The sequence below is a fragment of the Thermostichus sp. MS-CIW-23 genome (genome assembly GCF_054059455.1).
In genome coordinates this window covers 113,105-131,476 of the sequence record NZ_JBSSCC010000003.1, presented here as the reverse complement: position 1 = coordinate 131,476, position 18,372 = coordinate 113,105, and the positions used below count along the sequence as shown (strand labels likewise).

The window sequence follows — 18,372 nt, the reverse complement described above, 5'->3', positions numbered from 1 at the left end:
GCGGGATACCGCCATTCTGGTTGGAAACAAACAGAATGCTATCGCTGCATAGTTGAACAGTGATGTTCAGCAGTGTTCAGCGTAAATGTATCAGCAAAGCCCTGCCGTTGCGTGTTTTCGGTTACGGTGCGCGGCTCTAAAAATTGCAGCAGGTAGTCGGGGCCACCGGCTTTGGATCCCACGCCGGAGAGCTTGAAGCCGCCGAAGGGCTGCCGCTCCACCAACGCCCCGGTGATCTCGCGGTTGATGTAGAGGTTGCCGACGGCAAAGTCCTGGCGAGCCTGTTGAATGTGGGAAGGGGTGCGGCTGTAGAGACCGCCGGTGAGGGCGTAGGGGGTGGCATTGGCCATCTGCAGAGCAGAAGAAAAGTCCGGCGCTGAGATCACCGCCAAAACCGGGCCAAACAGCTCCCGCTGCGCCAGCTCTGACTGGGGATCCACCTGGCTGAACACAGTGGGGCCGACGAAGTAGCCTTTTTCCGGCACGGGCAGGCTGAGGTCGAGGCGGGCATCAGCCTTAGCCGATTGAATGGCCTGTTGCAGGCGAGCTTGGGCCTCTGCATCGATGACCGGGCCAACTTGGGTGCTGGGGTGGGCTGGATCCCCCACATTTAAAGAGCGCACCGCCTCGATGAGCCGCCCCAAGAACAGGTCGTGAATGGACTGCAAAACGATCACCCGCGAGCAGGCGGAGCATTTCTGGCCACTGTAGCCAAAGGCGGAGTTGACCACTCCTTTGACCGCCTGATCCAGGTCGGCGCTTTCGTCGATGAGGATGGCGTTTTTGCCCCCCATCTCGGCAATGACCCGTTTGATGTGGTGCTGGCCCGGCTGCAGTTGCGCGGCTTGGGCGAGGATCTGGCAACCCACCGCCTGGGATCCGGTGAAGGCAATCAGGTGCACCCGCCGGTCTTGAACCAACAGGGGGCCAATGGCTTCGCCCACCCCCGGCAGGAATTGAAAGACACCCTCCGGGATCCCAGCTTCGGCAAGGGCCTTGAGGATAAACTCCGCCAGTTTGGCGGCGATCAGCGAAGATTGCTCCGCCGGTTTGAGGAGCACGCAGTTTCCGGCCACCAAAGCCGCCGCTGTCATGCCACAGGGGATGGAGAGGGGGAAGTTCCAGGGGGCGATCACCACCGCCACACCGCGGGGCTGGTAGTGGTAATGGTTGGTTTCGCCGGGCAGGTTGCACTCCCGTCCCCGCTCCAGAGCCTCCATCTGTTGGGCGTAGTAGCGGCAAAAATCGATGGCCTCGGAAACTTCCCCATCGGCCTGGGCAATGGGCTTGCCCACCTCCAGCACCATCCAGGCAGCCAGCTCCGCCCGCTGGGCTTCGATTTGCTCCGCCACCCGTCGCAGGATCCCCGCCCTCACGGCAACGGGGGTGCGTCTCCAGATGGGAAAGCTGGCCTGGGCCGCTGCCAAGGCTTGCTCCACCTGTTCCGGCTCGGTCAACCCAATTTCCGCCACCACCTGTTGGGGATCCGCAGGGTTGAGGGAGAGCATGGCTTGTCGAGTGGGGCGATATTCTCCGGCAATCCAGGGCTGAACCCTCTGACCCAGTTGAGGCCGGATCTCGTCCAATGCCTGAAAAAAGGGATCCCGCTGCTGGGGCTGGCTGAAATCCGTATCGGGAGCGGCGGCAAAGGAGAGAGAAGGAGCTTGGAAAACGGATCCCTCCTCCAAGACCGGTGGGGCCAACAGTTGCTCGGGGGTGTAACCCTGAACGCTTTGCCGCAGAAAAGAGGTGTTGGCGGTGTTTTCCAGCAAACGCCGGATCAGGTAGGCCATACCCGGCAGCAGCTCCCCGTAGGGGCAGTACACCCGCACCCGCTGTCCCTTCTGCACCAAGGCCTTGGCCAGGGGATCGGCCATGCCGTAGAGCACCTGCAGTTCAAAAGCAGACTGGGGGATCCCCAGCGCTTGGGCGATGGCAATGGCTTTGGCCTGAGAGCGCACATTGTGGCTGGCAATGGCAGCGCGGAGATGGGTGTGGTGCTCCAACAAAAGCTGGGTCATGCGCTCGAAGTTGGCGTCGGTAGCAGACTTGCTGTTGTAAACCGGCTGTGGCCAGTGCTTTTGCGCCGCCAGGATGGTCTCTTGATCCCAGTAGGCCCCCTTGACCAAGCGCACCGTCACCGGGGATCCCCGCTCTTCGGCCCAGGCGATCAGGTTTTGCAGATCGGTGTAGCTATCCCGCAGGTAGGCCTGCAGCGTCAGGCCAACGTCGGTGCGGCCTCGGAACTCCGGCTCCAGCAGCAGCTCCTGCAAAATGGCCAGGGTGAGGGATTTGTAGCGGTACTGCTCCATGTCGAAATGGATCCCGACTCCCAGAGCTTCTGCCCGGCGCAACAGGATGCGAATCCGTTCCCCCACTTTGGCTTTGGCCCCCAGGGGATCGATGGGATCGAACTGGGAATAGAAGGCTGTCAGCTTTACCGACACTTGCGGCACCGGCTGCGGTTGTGGCCAGGTTTTGACCATCTTTGCCAAATGCTCCATCACCTGCAGATAGCGATCCAGATAGGATTGGGCTTCCACTTCGGTGATGACGGCTTCCCCCAGCAAATCCAGCGTGAAAGCCATACCCTGCCGGTGCAGAGCTTCCAGAGTTTTGCTGACTTGCTGCAGGGTTTCTCCGGCAATGTATCGACGGGCCAAGGCTTCCACGGCAGCGGTTAGGGTGGTGGCAGCCAACTGCCCTGGCAGGGAGTCGGGGTCTGCAAAGTTGAGCAGGCTCTTCAGCATCCCCGGCAACTCTACTGCCGGATCCAAGAGATACTCCTGCAAATGGCGGGCCACCTCAGCCTTGCTTTTCAAGCTGGGCAAGACATCAATCAAGCGGAACAACTGGGTGCGCAAGTGGGGGTTCTCCATCGCCCAGGCCAGCAGCTTGTCCTCCCAGCGCAGTTGATCCCGCCACTGGGCCAGCAGGGATCTCTTCTCTCCCGAAAGAGAGGCGAACAGAGATTGGGCAAGAGCTTGGGTTTGAGCCTCGTAGGCGGTAGGAGCAGCTTGGGCAACCATCTGATGAACTGGGTGAACTGGGGCGCAGGATCCCTACCATCCTGTCATGGAAAGGATGGAACCTGAGGCCGATTTTGGGAAGATAATGGCAGATGGGGCCACCGCAAATCCTCGAACAGCTACGCCGGGTATAGGCAGCTTTGCAGGAGAAACTTATGCAGGCTTTTGTTGCAGGGGCTACGGGAGAAACCGGGCGCCGCATTGTCAAAGAGTTGGTGGGCCGCGGCATCCGAGTGCGGGCGCTGGTGCGCAGCCGCGAGCTGGCCGCACGGGTTCTGCCCCCCGAAGCGGAAGTGGTGGTGGGGGATGTGCTGGATCCGGCCACGCTGGAGACAGGCATGGAAGGATGCACAGTGGTGCTCTGTGCCACCGGGGCCAGGCCCAGTTGGGATCCCTTTCAGCCCTACCGAGTCGACTATGAAGGCACCAAGAACCTGGTCGATGTGGCCAAAGCCAAAGGGATCCAACACTTTGTTTTAATCTCTTCCCTGTGTGTTTCCCAGCTGTTCCATCCCCTCAACTTGTTTTGGCTGATCCTGGTGTGGAAAAAACGGGCGGAAGAATATCTGCAAAAAAGCGGCCTCACCTACACCATCGTTCGACCGGGGGGCCTGAAAAATCAGGATAATAACGACGGTATTGTCCTGTCCAAGGCGGATACCCTCTTTGACGGCAGCATCCCCCGCACGAAAGTAGCCCAAGTGGCCGTCGAAAGTTTATTCCAGCCCGCCGCCCAAAATCGCATCCTTGAGATCATCGCCAAGCCCGGCGTTCCCAACCGCGACTGGAGCGCCCTCTTTGCCATGGCAGGATAGGATGTTCGCGCCAGGCTTGCCCTCAACTCTCCTCTGCCTTGGAATCAGCAGACTTCGCCAACTGCTGCAAGCGATCTAGGATCCGCGCCTCAGCGTTAGCATCGTGGAGTCGCAACGTCAGGCGGGGCACCCGCAACGAAGCCGTAATCCGGCCTGAGGGCAGATCCAGCCACACCAGTTGCCCTTGAAAACAGCGACAAGCGGCTCCCCATTCCTGGGCCAGAGCCTCTACCTCCGACCAGGCAAGGCAGCGCGGCAGCAGCAGGTCGGTGGCCCACCCTGCTCCACACTCCCGCCGCCTGAGGATACGCACCTGCATGGATCCCTACATCCGCAAGGACTCCGTCCCGCTGACGCGAGCGGCGTAGAACTCGCACCAGGGATCCCCCTTCTCTCTGGCCTTGGTCTCCTGGCCGTGGAAGAGCCCACCCCGCTGGAAGAGGCGGTTGTAGAAGACTTGATCCAAAACCGGCTTCTGCTGAATGTTGCCGTTGTAGACCAGATTCATTATCGCCGGCACCGCCCCTTGAGCAAAATAGCAGGCGGGATCCTCTGCCCGTGGGTAGGAAGCCAAAAAGTAGTTGGCTTCGTAGTTGCCGTCAATGGCCACCCGGCAAGACTCGCCGCTCACCACCTCCAAAGCCTGCCAGCGACCCCACCCCAGACTGCTGGCCACCGCATAGCCGCCGTGGATCCAGTCCGTGTCCTTCTCCAGCATCGGCCCCACCAGGGTTTCCCACTCCACCGATTCCATGATGTTGCCGAAGGTGTAGAACACACAGACATGCCCCGACTCGCGGATAAGAGCTTCCCCCACCCCCATCAGCTCAGCCTGCACTGCCTTCAGCTCCTGTAAAAAGCGATATTGAATGCGGTTGTAGTAGTTGGCAGGCATGCGCGTTAGCAACACGTTAAAGGCGCGAATCTGCCCCTGATCATCTCCGGCCAAAGGCAAGCCCCACAGAGCTTCGTTGACCGCATCGTAGTCCACTGCTGTTGTGGGCCGGGGGAACTGGAGCGGCTGCTCGATCAACTTGCCCATCCCTGGACTGGGAGTCAACAACTGGGGCCGCGGCAGCCGAGTGGCCTGGATCACGCAGTGATCCTTGCGCGTAACGGCCATACACTCCGTTTCTTCTGCCCCGTAGCTTCCCAGCTCGCCAAACGTGGCATCCAGAGCTGCCGCCACATAGCCCACCGCCAAGTGGTCAATGGGACGTGTGCGGTTGACCTGATCCCCGTACTTGCTCAGCCAACCTTCTGCATAGTGAGAATGGGTCAGCTGCACTTCCCCGCCTGAAGGTGTCACCTCAAACGCCAGCCGCCCAAATCCCAAAAAACTGAAGATCTGAGCTGCCACTGCCAGGCGCTCTTGGGTCTCCTGAATGCCAAGAGCCTTGAAAGCTCCGTACAGAAGACTGTAAAAGATCTCCTGGGCTGCCGTGCGCAGGATCCCTACTCCATCGATCCAGTCGGGATCTTCAATAGTCTGCTGCAGGAATAGGTTGTAGTGATGGCAGTGGAAGATAACCGGCTCTCCAAACAGGGAGATGAGCTTACGGTCGCGGTCGAGATGTAGATGCTCAAGCATAGGCAAGTGAACTCAGATAAACAATAGGGGATCCCACAAGCGCAGCAACTGCCCTCAGACAAACCTCGCCAGCTATTCTCGACTACTCAAACCGGCATGGCAATAGGCAGACGCTCTCGGCCCAAAAGATCGGCCACTGCCTTTTGTAGAGAATGCGCAACTCCTGCCGGGTCAGGGTGCCTTTTTCAAGGCGGTTGCGGTCTAGACCTGTTTTCAAAGACAGGCGCATGGCCACAAAGTTGGGATCCGGAGCGTAGCGCCTGGCATAGCTCACCAAAGCCTGAGTAGTGGATGTGGTGGTGTCCTGAAAGGGGGGTAACAATGGTTTTCCATCAATTAGGATGGCTTTGATACGCTCTGAAATCGCCTTAAGGTCGGTGGTGGAGCGGGTAAGAAACAAGACAAAGTAGGGGCTTCTGGGAAACGCTTTGATGACAACCCGCAACGCCGAAGTACCTGCCAAAAGGTAGTCCCCCTCTTGGTCAGCGCTTGCCGACTGGCAGAGGCGATTGTTGGCTTGTATCAAGTCAGCCGCGTAGTTGCCCAACTGTTCCAGAGAGATTTCCTCCTGCACATCGTTGGTATACGCAACCCTAGCCACTGCAACGCCATCGGTTACTCGCCCCACCAAAGCTGCGATCAAGCCCGGAAGACCGGCAATGTGCTGCTCAACCACACTGATAAGGGTACGTATGGTCACCAGTTTGCCTCCAGATAGAGATTGAGATTGCAAGAGATTGCCCGTCCCCCAAACTCAGCCTTCAAGAGACGAGCCTGCGGTCGCAGTCGAGATGAAAGGGTTTAAGCGCGAGCAAATAAACTTAAAGTAAACCTAAAAAAGCCTTCCAGGTGTAGCAACTACCCCTGGACAAAGCTTGCTAGCTATTTTGAACTACTCAGGCCGGCATGGCAATAGGCAGACGCTCTCGGCCCAAAAGATCTGCTACCGCTTTGTAAAGAATGCGCAGCTCCTGTCGGGTCAGGGTGCCTTTTTCAAGGCGGTTGCGGTCTAGGCCCGTTTTCAAAGACAGGCGCAGAGCCACAAAGTTGGGATCCGGAGCGTAGCGCTTGGCATAGTCCATCAAAGCCTGAGCCACAGACATAGTGCTGTCCTGCACAGGGGGCAGTAGCGGCTTTCCGTCAATCAGAATGGCTTTGATGCGCTCTGAAATGGCTCTGAGGTCGGTGATGGAACGGGTCAGGAGTAACACAAAGTAGGGGCTTTTGGGAAACGCTTTGATGACAACCCGCAACGCCGAAGTGCCGGCCAAAAGGTAGTCCGCCTCTTGGTCAGAGCTGACAAGCTGGCATAGACGACTGTTGGCCTGGACTAGGTCGCCGGCGTAGGTGCCCAAACGTTCTAGGGCTTGCTCCTCTTGGGAATCGCTGACGTAGGTTACTTTGGCTACTGTGGTACCATCAGTGGCCCGCCCTATCAAAACAGCAATCAAGCCCGGAAGGCCGGCGATGTGCTGTTCAATCACGCTGCTGAGGGTTCGGATAGCCATGATCTGACTCCTTCCTGCGGCTACATGGGATAGCTTAAATGCACGTACATGCACGTACTATCCCATGTACTTATTCTACCAAAATGGATCAGATGCTTCCAGACAAATCTCCCGGCCGGCTTAGCTCCAGGGATCCCAGTTCTCGTGAAACTTGCCTTCCAAGATGGCCTGGCGCATCTTTTGGGTGTAGCGCATCAGCTCCGTGATGTTGTGGATAGAAAGCAGGGTATAGCCCAGGATCTCCTGGGCGCGGATGAGGTGGCACAAGTAGGCGCGGCTAAAGTGGCGGCAGGTGTAGCAGGGGCAATCGGGATCGATGGGATCCAGGCTGCGGCGATGCTCGGCATTTTTGATGTTCCAGCGTTTGCCCCGGCTGATCACCGTGCCATGGCGGGCATAGCGGGTGGGGATCACGCAGTCAAACAAATCCACTCCGGCGGCCACAGCAGCCCGCATCTCGGCATAGGTGCCCACCCCCATGAGATAACGGGGGCGATCTGCCGGCAGTAGAGGGGCTGTTTGCCGCACAACGGCGTGCATAAACTCGACCGGCTCCCCCACACTCACCCCGCCAATGGCATAGCCCGGCAGATCCAGCCGACAGACTGCCTCCGCTGCTTGTCGGCGCAGCTCCGGGTAAACTCCCCCCTGCACAATGCCAAACAAAGCCTGATCCGAGCGGCGATGGGCTTCCACGCAGCGCTTCAGCCATTGGGTGGTTCGCCGCACTGCTGCCGCCACCGCCTCAGGGCTGGCAGGGTAGGGCGGGCACTCGTCGAAGGCCATGATGATGTCGGCCCCCAGGGCGTTTTGAATCTGGATGGATAGCTCTGGGGTGAAGTGAATGATGCGGCCATCGAGAGGAGAGCGGAACGTCACTCCCTCCTCGTTGATTTGGCGAATGGCGCTGAGGCTGAAGACCTGGAAGCCCCCTGAATCGGTAAGGATGGGGCCCGACCAGCCCATAAAGCGGTGTAGCCCCCCTGCCGCTTGAATGATGCTTTCGCCAGGTTGCAGGTGGAGATGATAGGTGTTGCTGAGGATGATGTGGGCACCTGTCTCCTTGAGCTGGGCCGGGGTGAGGGTTTTCACGTTGGCCAAAGTTCCCACCGGCATAAAGCAAGGGGTTGGGATCCCACCGTGGGGGGTGACGAAGTATCCTGCCCGCGCTTGGGTATGGGGGCAGGTGCCCTCGCAGGTGAAGGTAAAGTCGGCCAAGGTCAGCGTTATCGGCTTTAATCTTGTGCGCAGCAGAGCTTAGCACAGATAGAGCCGCCGGCAAGGGATCCCTTTTGCCAGCCTTGACAGGGATCCCCTGCTTTGGGCACACTTGTAGATCACCGCGGAACTGGCGGAATGGTAGACGCGCTAGATTCAGGTTCTAGTGGCAGCAATGCCATCGGGGTTCAAGTCCCCGGTTCCGCACTACTGGATCTTCACAGTAAATCGAACTTATGAACAAGGCGCTGGTTTTACGTTTCAACCTTCTACCTCAGGAAGTTCTATCGCAGAAGTGATTTGAGAGAACTTCAGGCGAGCATGAGCCAAGTTGGCTTCCTGTCGTTCCAAAACAAGACAGAAGAACAGGCCGGTTATGGTGTTAACTAATCGAACGACACAGAAGAATTGTTCATAGACAAGAAACAGTTCTTCTAGTTTTTCTTGGGTTCTTGAGAATTGTTTAGTTTTGTTTCGAATTAACTCTGCATTACCCGATACTATCAACTCTAGTTCACGTTGAGAAAAACCAGTGACGTTCGTACGAAACTTAGATCTCAGGCAGGTTCCATTTCTCCAGTCTCCAAGGGCTACCCCCAATACCCCGTCAAGGGCAAAGCTCTCATCTAGCGCTTCCTCTACTCTTTGCATAATTCCCCCCACCATGATCCCCGCACCACAGAAAGTTTCCTAAGAAGGCCTGCCGAAGCTTAGCTTAAGCTAAGCACGTTAAGCGAGGGAGAGTTCATAAAGAATTTACAAAGAATTAGCAAGCTAAAGATAAAGCAATTCCCGGTCAAGAAACCCCAGACCTTCAAGCATCTTGGCGAGTCTAGGCCCCGAACGCTCCTACCCCTGAGAACTTTGCTTTGCTGGTGCTGGATCCCGAAGGCCCCAACGACTACCCCATCGGAGAAGGAAATAAGCTTCTAGATGAGTCTTGGGTTTGTGAGCGGCAACTGGCCCACCTGCTCTGCAAGCTGCGCTAACTTTATGCGGGCCAAGGCTAAGTTTCCCTTTTGTTTATCCAAGGCTAGGAAGATAAACAAGCCACGGCTATTCGCCAAGCGAATTAGGTGATACTGCTTTTGGGAAGTGAAAACGAGCTCCTGTATCCGCTCGTTCAGAGCCTCTGCAACCTTGAGTTTGGCACGGACTACTTCTGCATTGCCGACTATGGCAAGTGGTAGATTGCGTTCAGGAAAATCAGGGTTACCTGCAGACTTAAGTCCCAGACATGCACCACTTCTCCAATCTCCTAGAGCGACCCCCAGCGCTCCTTCCATGGCAAGGGCCTCGAGGAGAATCTCCTCCAACTTTGGCATAAATATCCCTCTTTCCTGCAGCTTGCTCGCCAGCATTGTATCAAACATATCTTCAAGTCAGCAGTATTCTTTAATTTACCGACGTACATTCTAATTCTAACTCCCTCCTCACTGGGAGAGAAAAGAAGCTAGGCAAGGAAGAGAACCTGCTCGGCAAGGCGGCTCAAGCTAAAGAGGCAGAACCCCCCGCTAGGCTCTGCCCAATATCCCCAACTGGAGTGGCGTCAATATCTGGCTATCGCCAATGTGATACTAGATGACTAGCTGCTCGGCAACTTGGTCTAGCTTGATGCGAGCAAGAGCTAGGTTTCCCTTCTCCCGATCCATAGCAAGATAAAAGAACAAGCCCTGCACAGACTTAACCAAGCGAACAAGGTGGTACTGGGTCTTGAGAACAATAAGAATCTCCTCCACATCCTCCTTGATGTTCACAGACTCCAGAACTCGCATCTTAGACCGAATCACCTCGGTCATGCCAGCTACTGCCAGCTCCAAGTTTCGCTCTGGAAAGTCAGGGGTGTCTGGCCCCTTGAACCCCAGACACATGCCGCTCTTCCAATCTCCCAAAGCAATCCCCAAAGCTCCATCAGTGGTCAGGGCAGCAACCAAGCTCTCTTGAACTTTTTTCACGGAACCTGCCTCCCTGCGGGACAGTAACAGGAACAGAGAGATGCTTTAGCAATCTCAGACTGACTTTAAGCTGCAGGATAGTATACACGCACGGTTAGCCTCTTGTCAAAGGCTCTAGTTCGGCAATCCCCACGGAGATTGACCGGCAAATGCTGACGAACCTCACTTGTCTTGAGAATCTGTGCAGAGACTGAAGCTAGTCCCTTACAATCCCACGCAAGGGTTAACTAAAACTTAATAAATAGATAGTTTGATAAAGTTCGATGACTAGCAGTCTAACGACAAGAAACGCAGGGCTTGGAGAGGTGTCACCCGATATTCCCAAAATACAAATTGCACCGGAGCTGTCCCCAGAGCACAGCAGAACCCTGTTTGGTTCTCGATCCTACCTTGGGGAAAGGGATCCCTGTAGCTTCCGGTGGAGAGGCTTGGAAGTTATGCTGGGGTTACCTCTTTTACCTTGAGACTATCGACCTCCGAGATCGGTGGATCGGAACCCTTCCTCTCCGCTTAGTTTGACCTATGCCTAAGGCCCCCCTCCCTCCCAACGAAGAGCAGCGGCTGGCTGCCCTGCGGCAGTATCAGATTTTGGACACCGCTCCTGAGAACAGCTTTGACGAACTCGTGCGGCTGGCTGCCCACATCTGCGGCACGCCCATTGCTCTGGTCAGCCTTATCGACGAACACCGCCAGTGGTTTAAAGCCAAATTCGGCGTCGATGTGCAGGAGACCCCACGGGATGTGGCCTTCTGCGCCCACGCCATCTTGTCGCCTAAAGAGCCGCTGGTGGTGCCCGATGCCACTCAGGATCCCCGCTTTGCCGATAACCCGTTTGTCGCTCAAGAGCCCCACATTCGCTTTTACGCTGGCATTCCCTTGGTAACTCCAGAAGGGCAGGCCCTGGGCACGCTTTGCGTTGTCGATTATCAGCCTCGGCACCTGACCCCAGAACAACTGGAGCAATTACAAGCCCTGGCCCATCAGGTGGTGGCCCAACTGGAGCTGCGCCGTACTTTGAGGGAACTGGCTCAGACGCCTCTGCTGCCTAAGTCGGGGGATACTAAACCTGCCCGCAAAAACCGCTTTCTCCTCAAAGTTACCGCCGGTTTTGGCCTGGCTGCCTTGCTTTTGGGCGGGATCACCTACTCAGCTCAGCGGAATGCCTCTCAACTGCCGCAGCTTACAGAACGAGTGGCCCACACTCTGAAAGCAATCCAAAGCTTGGAGGGATTGCTGGCGGAAACCCGCGCCGCCGAAGCCGGTCAATATGGTTATCTTCTGACCAATAATCCTCGCTATCTCAGTGAGTACCAAGCCAGCCTTGAAGCCACCTCCACCCATCTGCGCTTGTTGAAAGAGCTCACTGCTGACAACCCCCTGCAGCAAGAGCGCCTGAAGCGCCTAGAGCTGCTGCTGGAGCTGCTGTTGGAGCAACTGAGGGAGCAAGAGGGGCTACCTGCCGTTCAGGAAGCTCTAGAAAGCAGCGAAGGGCCAAGGTTAATGGAGCAAATTGTCGAGTTGATTCGGGTGCTGCAGCAGGAGGAGAATCGCCTTCTGGAGCAACGCAATCAGGAACTGCAGTTAACCTGGGTTAGAACCAATCTCATTGCTTTTGGCGGGCTCATTTTTACTTACCTGGTTTTGGCCTCGGTTTACTTCCTCATCCGCCGGGAGACTGCCGAGCGAGAAGAGGCAGAACGATCCCTCAAGCAAGAGCGGGATTTTACCAACGCGGTTATCGATACGGCAGGGGCGCTGGTGGTGGTCATGGATCCAGAAGGGCGTATCCTGCGCTTCAACCGCGCTGCTGAGCAGCTCTCTGGCTACTCGCTGGCAGAAGTCAAGGGCCGGCTGCTGTGGGATTTGGGTTTGATCCCGCCGGAAGATGTGCCTGGTGTGAAGCAAGCTTTTGAACAGCTCAAGGGCAATCATTCCCTCTTTTTGAATCGCCATGAGAATTTTTGGCGCACCAAGCAAGGGGCACTGCGGCTTATTTCTTGGTCTAACACCGCCCTAATCAACGCTGCCGGCGAGGTGGAGTTTGTCATGGGCACCGGCATCGACATCACCGACCGCAAGCTGGCGGAGCTGGCCTTGAAAGAAAGCGAAGAGCGCTACCGGGATCTCTTTGAAAATGCCAGCGACCTCATCCAGAGCGTGGATGCTGAAGGGCACTTTTTATATGTCAACCGCGCTTGGAAAGAGACCTTGGGCTATGACGAAGCTCAAGTTTATCAAATGACCCTCTTCGACATTCTCCATCCCGACTGCCGAGAGCACTGCCAGGCTCTTTTCCAGAAGCTTCTAGCAGGGGAGAAACTGGAGAGGGTAGAGACAGCTTTCCTCACGGCCACTGGTGAAACTGTTTGGTTGGAGGGCAATGTCAACTGCCGCTTTGAAGATGGGGTAATGGTGGCTACGCGGGGCATCTTCCGCAACATTACCGAGCAGAAGAAAGCGGCAGAAGAATTGGAGCGGCAAAACCGCCGGGCTCAGTTGCTGGCGAATCTCAGCCTCAAGATCCGCGAGTCACTGGATATTGCCGAGATTTTAGAAACTGCAGTGGCAGAGATCCAGGCTCTGCTCAAAGCCGACCGAGTCTTGGTCTACCGCTTCCAGCCGGATGGTTCTGGGATCATCTCCAACGAGAAAACTCAGCCAGGGATCCCCTCGCTGGCAGGAGAGGTGATCGAGGATCCCTGTTTTCAGGAAAAGTACGCCCAGCTCTACAGCCAGGGCCGCGTTCGCGTTGTTAGCGATGTGGAAAGTGAAGGACTGAAGCCTTGTTACCTAGAGCTGCTGCAAAAAGTGCAGGTCAGGGCCAACTTGGTGGTGCCGCTGTTTTTGGAGCAGCAGTTGTGGGGGTTGTTGCTGGCCCACCAGTGCTCTGGCCCGCGTCAGTGGCAGCCGTTTGAGATGGAGCTGCTGTCGCAGTTGGCCAACCAAATTGGCATTGCCCTCACCCAGGCAGCCCTTTTGGAGCGGGAGAGAAAGCGCGGCCTCGAGCTGGAACAAGCCCGCAAAGCAGCAGAGCAGGCTGCCCAGGCCAAGAGCAGCTTCTTGGCCACCATGAGCCACGAGATCCGCACCCCCATGAACGCGGTACTGGGGATGACGGGCCTGCTGCTGGAGACCCCCCTCAATGCAGAACAGCGGGACTTTGTAGAGACCATCCGCGTCAGCGGCGATGCGCTGCTCACCCTCATCAACGACATCCTGGACTTCTCCAAATTGGAGGCCGGGGAAATGGAGCTGGAGATCCTGGATTTCGATCTCCGCTCGTGTCTGGAAGAGGTGGCGGATCTGTTTGCCCCCACTGCCCACGCCAAGGGATTGGAGCTGGCGGTGCTCATGCCACCGGAAGTGCCGCGCTACCTGCGGGGAGATGCTTCGCGACTACGGCAAATCCTCAACAACTTGGTGAGCAATGCCATTAAATTTACCCACCAGGGGGAGGTGGTGATCCAAGCAGAGGTGCTGCAAGAAACCGCTACCCATGTCCACCTCAGGCTCTCGGTGAGAGATACCGGAATCGGGATCCCGGCGGCGGCGCAGAGCAAGCTGTTTCAACCGTTTAGCCAGGTGGATGCCTCTACTACCCGCAAATACGGAGGTACGGGACTGGGCTTGGCCATCTGCAAACAACTGACAGAACTGATGGGAGGAACCATCTCGTTGCAAAGCCAGGAGGGACAGGGCAGCACCTTCAGCGTCGAGCTGACTCTGGAGCGGCAGCCCTACGTCCAGCAGCTTGCCCAGCCTTCTGCTCGTGTCCCGGTGGATCTGCAGGGCAAGCGGCTGTTGGTGGTGGACGACAATGCCACCAATCGCAAGATCCTGCGCTGCCAGGCCACGGCTTGGGGAATGGTGGTGGAAGAGGCCGAAAATGCCTATCAGGCTATGGACAAACTGCGCCAAGCCGTTCGGGAAGGCAGACCCTTCCCCCTGGCCGTTTTGGATATGCAAATGCCAGAGGTGGATGGGGAGACCTTGGGCCGCTGGATCAAGGCAGATCCGCAACTGGCCGAGACGCAACTGGTGATGATGACCTCCCTGGGACTGGGGGAGCACTCCCGCCGCGCTGCCGAAATCGGCTTTGCCGCCTACTTGGTTAAGCCGGTAAAACAAAGCCGTCTGCAGGAAGCTCTGGTCATGGCCCTGGGGAAATCTTCTGGCCTCTCCACCTCTCTTTTGGGCATTGGCCCCCCTCTCTCTCAGACGACGCCTATGGCCGACCGACCCCAGCATTCCCTGCGCATTTTGCTGGCAGAGGATAACCCCGTCAACCAAAAGGTGGCTTTGCGCCAGCTCGAGAGTTTGGGCTACAAGGCCGATGTGGTGGCCAATGGTCAGGAGGTATTGGATCTCCTGCAGCAGGTCAGATATGACCTTATTCTCATGGATTGCCAAATGCCGGTGATGGACGGCTACGAGGCCACCCGCCGCCTACGCCAACAGGAACGGAGATCCGGCCACCGCACAGTGGTGATTGCCATCACGGCCAACGCCATGCAGGAGGATAGGGAGCGTTGCCTGCAGGCAGGTATGGACGACTATCTCAGCAAGCCGGTGCTGAAGGAAGATTTGCAAAGGTTGCTCAACCACTGGAGCCAGCTGATTGCTCAGTCTGCAGGGGGATCCTCCAACCAAGCCGCTTCTGAAGCAGCCTCTCCAGCTTCCCCCGCTGAGAGCCGGGATCCCTCTTCTCCCACCTTGCCCTATCCCATCGACTCTGCCTATCTGGATCAGGTTTCCGGCGGGGACCGGGGGTTTCAGCGAGAGCTATTGCAGGTGTTCATCCAAGATTGCGAAACCCAGCTTCCGCAACTGCGCCAAGCCATTGCCGGTTGCAATGCAGAAGGAATGCGGCGGATCGCCCATCGCCTCAAAGGAGCCAGCTCCAACGTGGGAGCCAACGCTTTTTGCCAAGTGGTCCGCGAGCTGGAGCACTTGGGGGTAGCGCTGGCCCAGCAGGGATCCCAAGGTGGTCATGACCTAGAATGGGCACGGGCTCTGCAGGCCCCAGAAGACCTAGAACGCATCTTGGGTGATATCCGCCAGTACTTGCGAGATCTGGAAGGATAGATTCCAAAGGCTCGGCGCCGCTTCCGCGGCCACCCCCTCTCCCAGAGAGAGGGGAGTCAGGAAGCAATGCAGCAGAAATTTTCATGCCTGTTGCATTCGGAAGCGATGCAAAAGCCTGGCCGCAGCCAGGCCTGTAAAGATCTACAGCAGTGTCTTGGGTCTACTGGGATTACATCAGGCCGATTTGAGAGAGGATCCCTTGGCCGGTCAGCAACTCGGTCGCAACGCCGATCACAAAGCCCAACATTGCCAAACGGCCATTCCATTTTTCGGCGAAGGTGGTAAAGCCAAACTTAGCTTCTTGGTTTTCCATGGTTCTAGCTCCATCAACGGGTGACATCTTTAATGTGACTCAGATATTAAAAAGTGTCAAGTTTTATGTCGAGAGCTAACAAGGGATCCCTAGCTGCTTTTCACGGTTGTCCAGAGGGCGTCGATGAGGCGCAGCTCTTCCCCTGACAGCACTTTGAGGTAGGTGAGTTTGGCAAGGGCCTCTTCGTCAGGGTAGATGGCCGGGTTTTGCCGATCTTCTGGGTTGATCATGGGCAGAGCTGCAGCGTTGGGGGTGGCGAAGCGGTTGTGGTTGCTCAGTTGAGCGCCGACTTCAGCATCCAGGATGAAATTGATGAAGCGATTGGCCAGCTCAGGGTTGGGGGCCTGGGCGGGAATGGCCATTACATCCAGCCAAATGTGGGCACCCTCGCGGGGGACAAAATAGCCGATGTTGGGGTTTTCTTCGGCAGCTTGCAGGGCATCGCCGCTGTAGACGATGGCTACATTGGCCGTTCCAGAAACCAGTTGGTTTTTGCCCCCCACGCCCCCAATTAGGCCGGCACTGCGGCGCTTGGTGTCGATCAAAAGCTGCTGGATCTGCTGCAGTTCGGAGCGAACGGTGGTGTTCATATCGAAGCCCAGGTAAACGGCAGCAGCGCCGATCATGGAGCGCATCTCGTCGATCATCACAAAGGGGCCATACTGCTGCTGCGGGTCGAAAATCAATCCCCAAGAGCGTTCAAAGTTTTCGGGCAGGCGGTCTTTGCGGTAGCCAATGCCGGTGGTGCCCCACTGATAGGCGGCGGTGTAGGTGTTTTCTGGATCAAAGGGCAGGCCGACAAATTTTTCGCCCAGGTTGCTTAGGTTGGGGATCAATTCTTTGTTGAGAGGCTGCAGCAGTCCCAGCTCCAACATGTTGGGCACAATGTAGTCGGTGGGAACAACAATGTCGTACTGGCTGGTGCCTCCCCCCCGCAGTTTGGCCACCATGTCTTCGTTGGATTCGTACACGCTGACCAGCACGCGGCTATTGGTGGCTTTTTCAAAGGCGGTGAGGATGTCGGGATCGATGTATTCTGACCAGATGTAGAGATTGAGGGTCTGCCTCTGGGCAGAGGTAACGTGGGGCCAAAACAGAACCAGGACAAGCACACAGCAGAGTAGGGTTGTAGCCGAGGCAATCCACTTTTTCATGAGATTTCTCCGACTGTGAAAAGTTGAAAACATCGTATCTGCTTTCATCCCCCAGCCGGCTACACCCGCGGCTAGGGGGCACGCCTTGGGCAATCGCCAAGCCCCGCAAACTCCGGTTGAGGCTCGGGTACTCACCCTTGTTTCCAAGACAACACCCAAACGGTATCAACGCCTCCGCGAGCGATCCGCCAAAAGCCGCAAAGGCCGATTCTTTCGTCGGATCCCTCGATGCCTTGCGCCACAAGGCTTTCCAGCCCCAAAACCCCCTCGCCGCAGCTCTTTTTGCCGACTTTTTTCCGGATCCCTCGCAAATGGGTCTTGCATTCCTTGCCCTGCTTGGGTTTAATAGGGGTGGGTTCCCCCTTCGGGGGGATCCCTAGAAATTGGAAACAGGTTCCATAGCAAACTCCTCCCTTTTGAGAGTAGAGTTCCCCCTTCGGGGGGATCCCTAGAAATTGGAAACTGAGGTGCGGGGTCTCATAGTGTACTTTACCTGGAATGTTCCCCCTTCGGGGGGATCCCTAGAAATTGGAAACTCTTACATTCTTCCCTCCTCGCTCTTAGTGAATTTAAGATGTTCCCCCTTCGGGGGGATCCCTAGAAATTGGAAACTATAATCCGTATCACCGGGGGGATTTTATACAATACGTGTTCCCCCTTCGGGGGGATCCCTAGAAATTGGAAACCCCTATAGGGCTATACATGCCTCTACAGGCCTTTAAAGGTTCCCCCTTCGGGGGGATCCCTAGAAATTGGAAACTTCTTCGAACCGGGAATGTTATAGGCGTAGCGGTAGAGTTCCCCCTTCGGGGGGATCCCTAGAAATTGGAAACTTGATCAAGTCGGACTTGCTGTAAGTTTTGGACATTTCAAGTTCCCCCTTCGGGGGGATCCCTAGAAATTGGAAACAGAATGTTGCAAAGCCCCAGGTGTTATCGACCTGGGAAAGTTCCCCCTTCGGGGGGATCCCTAGAAATTGGAAACAGAATGTTGCAAAGCCCCAGGTGTTATCGACCTGGGAAAGTTCCCCCTTCGGGGGGATCCCTAGAAATTGGAAACACTTCATTGAGAAGTCTTCCCAAAGACTCCAATTTAACGTTCCCCCTTCGGGGGGATCCCTAGAAATTGGAAACAGCAGGAGTATAGAGTCAGTCGTATAATATATAACCAGTTCCCCCTTCGGGGGGATCCCTAGAAATTGGAAACATCTAAACGATCTAGCAATTCCCGGACTTTCTCCGGGTTGTTCCCCCTTCGGGGGGATCCCTAGAAATTGGAAACTTGATCTTAATCTTCAGCCTCGGGAACGTAGAACGAGTTCCCCCTTCGGGGGGATCCCTAGAAATTGGAAACATCAATCCCCAAGCAGCTTGGGCTTTCTTCTGGACGGTTCCCCCTTCGGGGGGATCCCTAGAAATTGGAAACTTCTACCAGGATCCAGTATGGGTCGTACGGAATTACGACCGTTCCCCCTTCGGGGGGATCCCTAGAAATTGGAAACACTTAGGGCCACCTTTACAGGTAACCTCAACAACATGGAATGTTCCCCCTTCGGGGGGATCCCTAGAAATTGGAAACAATACTCACGTCCACCGAAAGTGCGGACTATGAGTTTGTTCCCCCTTCGGGGGGATCCCTAGAAATTGGAAACCATTGCAAGTGCCGGATCGTGTAGAAGCAAGCTTGCCGTTCCCCCTTCGGGGG

At 56.5% G+C, this 18,372-nt stretch carries 13 protein-coding genes, 1 tRNA gene and 1 CRISPR repeat array (1 of these 15 running past the window's edge); of the genes, 3 read left to right on the top strand and 11 right to left on the bottom strand.

Features of this window, described 5'->3' with window-relative positions; all coding sequences use genetic code 11:
- Positions 1 to 38: 38 nt before the first annotated feature.
- Positions 39 to 3,029 (bottom strand): L-glutamate gamma-semialdehyde dehydrogenase, encoded by a 2,991-nt coding sequence (gene pruA, locus ACVW0B_RS02370; RefSeq protein ID WP_457490854.1) that lies wholly within the window; start codon positions 3,027 to 3,029, stop codon positions 39 to 41.
- Positions 3,030 to 3,184: 155 nt separating this feature from the next.
- On the opposite strand from pruA, the gene ACVW0B_RS02365 reads away from it, so the two are divergent.
- Complete coding sequence (locus tag ACVW0B_RS02365) at positions 3,185 to 3,844, top strand: SDR family oxidoreductase (protein WP_457490853.1); 660 nt, start codon at positions 3,185 to 3,187, stop codon at positions 3,842 to 3,844.
- Positions 3,845 to 3,866: 22 nt separating this feature from the next.
- Here the strand turns inward: ACVW0B_RS02365 and ACVW0B_RS02360 are convergent, their stop codons facing one another.
- From ACVW0B_RS02360 to tgt, 5 genes are all read right to left on the bottom strand, one after another.
- Complete coding sequence (locus ACVW0B_RS02360) at positions 3,867 to 4,163, bottom strand: hypothetical protein (protein WP_457490852.1); 297 nt, start codon at positions 4,161 to 4,163, stop codon at positions 3,867 to 3,869.
- 6 nt (positions 4,164 to 4,169) lie between these two features.
- Positions 4,170 to 5,435 (bottom strand): hypothetical protein, encoded by a 1,266-nt coding sequence (locus ACVW0B_RS02355; RefSeq protein ID WP_457490851.1) that lies wholly within the window; start codon positions 5,433 to 5,435, stop codon positions 4,170 to 4,172.
- Between the two features lie 82 nt (positions 5,436 to 5,517).
- The gene (locus ACVW0B_RS02350) at positions 5,518 to 6,135 is read right to left on the bottom strand and encodes a hypothetical protein (RefSeq protein WP_457490850.1); all 618 of its coding nucleotides are present in this window, start codon (positions 6,133 to 6,135) and stop codon (positions 5,518 to 5,520) included.
- A 196-nt stretch (positions 6,136 to 6,331) separates the two neighbouring features.
- Complete coding sequence (locus ACVW0B_RS02345) at positions 6,332 to 6,943, bottom strand: hypothetical protein (RefSeq protein WP_457490849.1); 612 nt, start codon at positions 6,941 to 6,943, stop codon at positions 6,332 to 6,334.
- Between the two features lie 120 nt (positions 6,944 to 7,063).
- Positions 7,064 to 8,161 carry a tRNA guanosine(34) transglycosylase Tgt gene (tgt, locus tag ACVW0B_RS02340; RefSeq protein ID WP_457490848.1) on the bottom strand — a complete coding sequence of 366 codons (1,098 nt, stop codon included), beginning with the start codon at positions 8,159 to 8,161 and terminating at the stop codon, positions 7,064 to 7,066.
- A gap of 124 nt (positions 8,162 to 8,285) precedes the next feature.
- Here tgt and ACVW0B_RS02335 point away from each other — a divergent pair.
- Positions 8,286 to 8,368 (top strand) — tRNA-Leu (locus tag ACVW0B_RS02335).
- 54 nt (positions 8,369 to 8,422) lie between these two features.
- Here the strand turns inward: ACVW0B_RS02335 and ACVW0B_RS02330 are convergent.
- From ACVW0B_RS02330 to ACVW0B_RS02320, 3 genes are all read right to left on the bottom strand, one after another.
- Complete coding sequence (locus ACVW0B_RS02330; protein WP_457490847.1) at positions 8,423 to 8,827, bottom strand: hypothetical protein; 405 nt, start codon at positions 8,825 to 8,827, stop codon at positions 8,423 to 8,425.
- Positions 8,828 to 9,090: 263 nt separating this feature from the next.
- Positions 9,091 to 9,534 (bottom strand): hypothetical protein, encoded by a 444-nt coding sequence (locus ACVW0B_RS02325; protein ID WP_457490846.1) that lies wholly within the window; start codon positions 9,532 to 9,534, stop codon positions 9,091 to 9,093.
- 204 nt (positions 9,535 to 9,738) lie between these two features.
- Positions 9,739 to 10,116, bottom strand: coding sequence for a hypothetical protein (locus tag ACVW0B_RS02320; protein WP_457490845.1), 378 nt, complete (start codon positions 10,114 to 10,116; stop codon positions 9,739 to 9,741).
- A 522-nt stretch (positions 10,117 to 10,638) separates the two neighbouring features.
- On the opposite strand from ACVW0B_RS02320, the gene ACVW0B_RS02315 reads away from it, so the two are divergent.
- Positions 10,639 to 15,201: a response regulator gene (locus ACVW0B_RS02315; protein WP_457490844.1), complete on the top strand. Its 4,563-nt coding sequence runs from the start codon at positions 10,639 to 10,641 to the stop codon at positions 15,199 to 15,201.
- 169 nt (positions 15,202 to 15,370) lie between these two features.
- On the opposite strand, the gene ACVW0B_RS02310 is transcribed toward ACVW0B_RS02315, so the two are convergent.
- Entirely contained in the window at positions 15,371 to 15,514 is a 144-nt protein-coding gene (locus tag ACVW0B_RS02310; RefSeq protein WP_041436191.1) for a chlorophyll a/b-binding protein, read from the bottom strand.
- An 89-nt stretch (positions 15,515 to 15,603) separates the two neighbouring features.
- Positions 15,604 to 16,668: a polyamine ABC transporter substrate-binding protein gene (locus tag ACVW0B_RS02305; protein WP_148202683.1), complete on the bottom strand. Its 1,065-nt coding sequence runs from the start codon at positions 16,666 to 16,668 to the stop codon at positions 15,604 to 15,606.
- Positions 16,669 to 17,023: 355 nt separating this feature from the next.
- Positions 17,024 to 18,372: a CRISPR direct-repeat array (repeat unit 36 nt; unit sequence GTTCCCCCTTCGGGGGGATCCCTAGAAATTGGAAAC); it runs 20 nt beyond the window's last position.

Coding starts and splice junctions, on each gene's coding strand:
- pruA (WP_457490854.1), bottom strand. CDS start 3,029: ATGGTTGCCCAAGCTGCTCCTACCGCCTACGAGGCTCAAACCCAAGCT.
- ACVW0B_RS02365 (WP_457490853.1), top strand. CDS start 3,185: ATGCAGGCTTTTGTTGCAGGGGCTACGGGAGAAACCGGGCGCCGCATT.
- ACVW0B_RS02360 (WP_457490852.1), bottom strand. CDS start 4,163: ATGCAGGTGCGTATCCTCAGGCGGCGGGAGTGTGGAGCAGGGTGGGCC.
- ACVW0B_RS02355 (WP_457490851.1), bottom strand. CDS start 5,435: ATGCTTGAGCATCTACATCTCGACCGCGACCGTAAGCTCATCTCCCTG.
- ACVW0B_RS02345 (WP_457490849.1), bottom strand. CDS start 6,943: ATGGCTATCCGAACCCTCAGCAGCGTGATTGAACAGCACATCGCCGGC.
- ACVW0B_RS02330 (WP_457490847.1), bottom strand. CDS start 8,827: ATGGTGGGGGGAATTATGCAAAGAGTAGAGGAAGCGCTAGATGAGAGC.
- ACVW0B_RS02325 (WP_457490846.1), bottom strand. CDS start 9,534: ATGTTTGATACAATGCTGGCGAGCAAGCTGCAGGAAAGAGGGATATTT.
- ACVW0B_RS02315 (WP_457490844.1), top strand. CDS start 10,639: ATGCCTAAGGCCCCCCTCCCTCCCAACGAAGAGCAGCGGCTGGCTGCC.
- ACVW0B_RS02310 (WP_041436191.1), bottom strand. CDS start 15,514: ATGGAAAACCAAGAAGCTAAGTTTGGCTTTACCACCTTCGCCGAAAAA.
- ACVW0B_RS02305 (WP_148202683.1), bottom strand. CDS start 16,668: ATGAAAAAGTGGATTGCCTCGGCTACAACCCTACTCTGCTGTGTGCTT.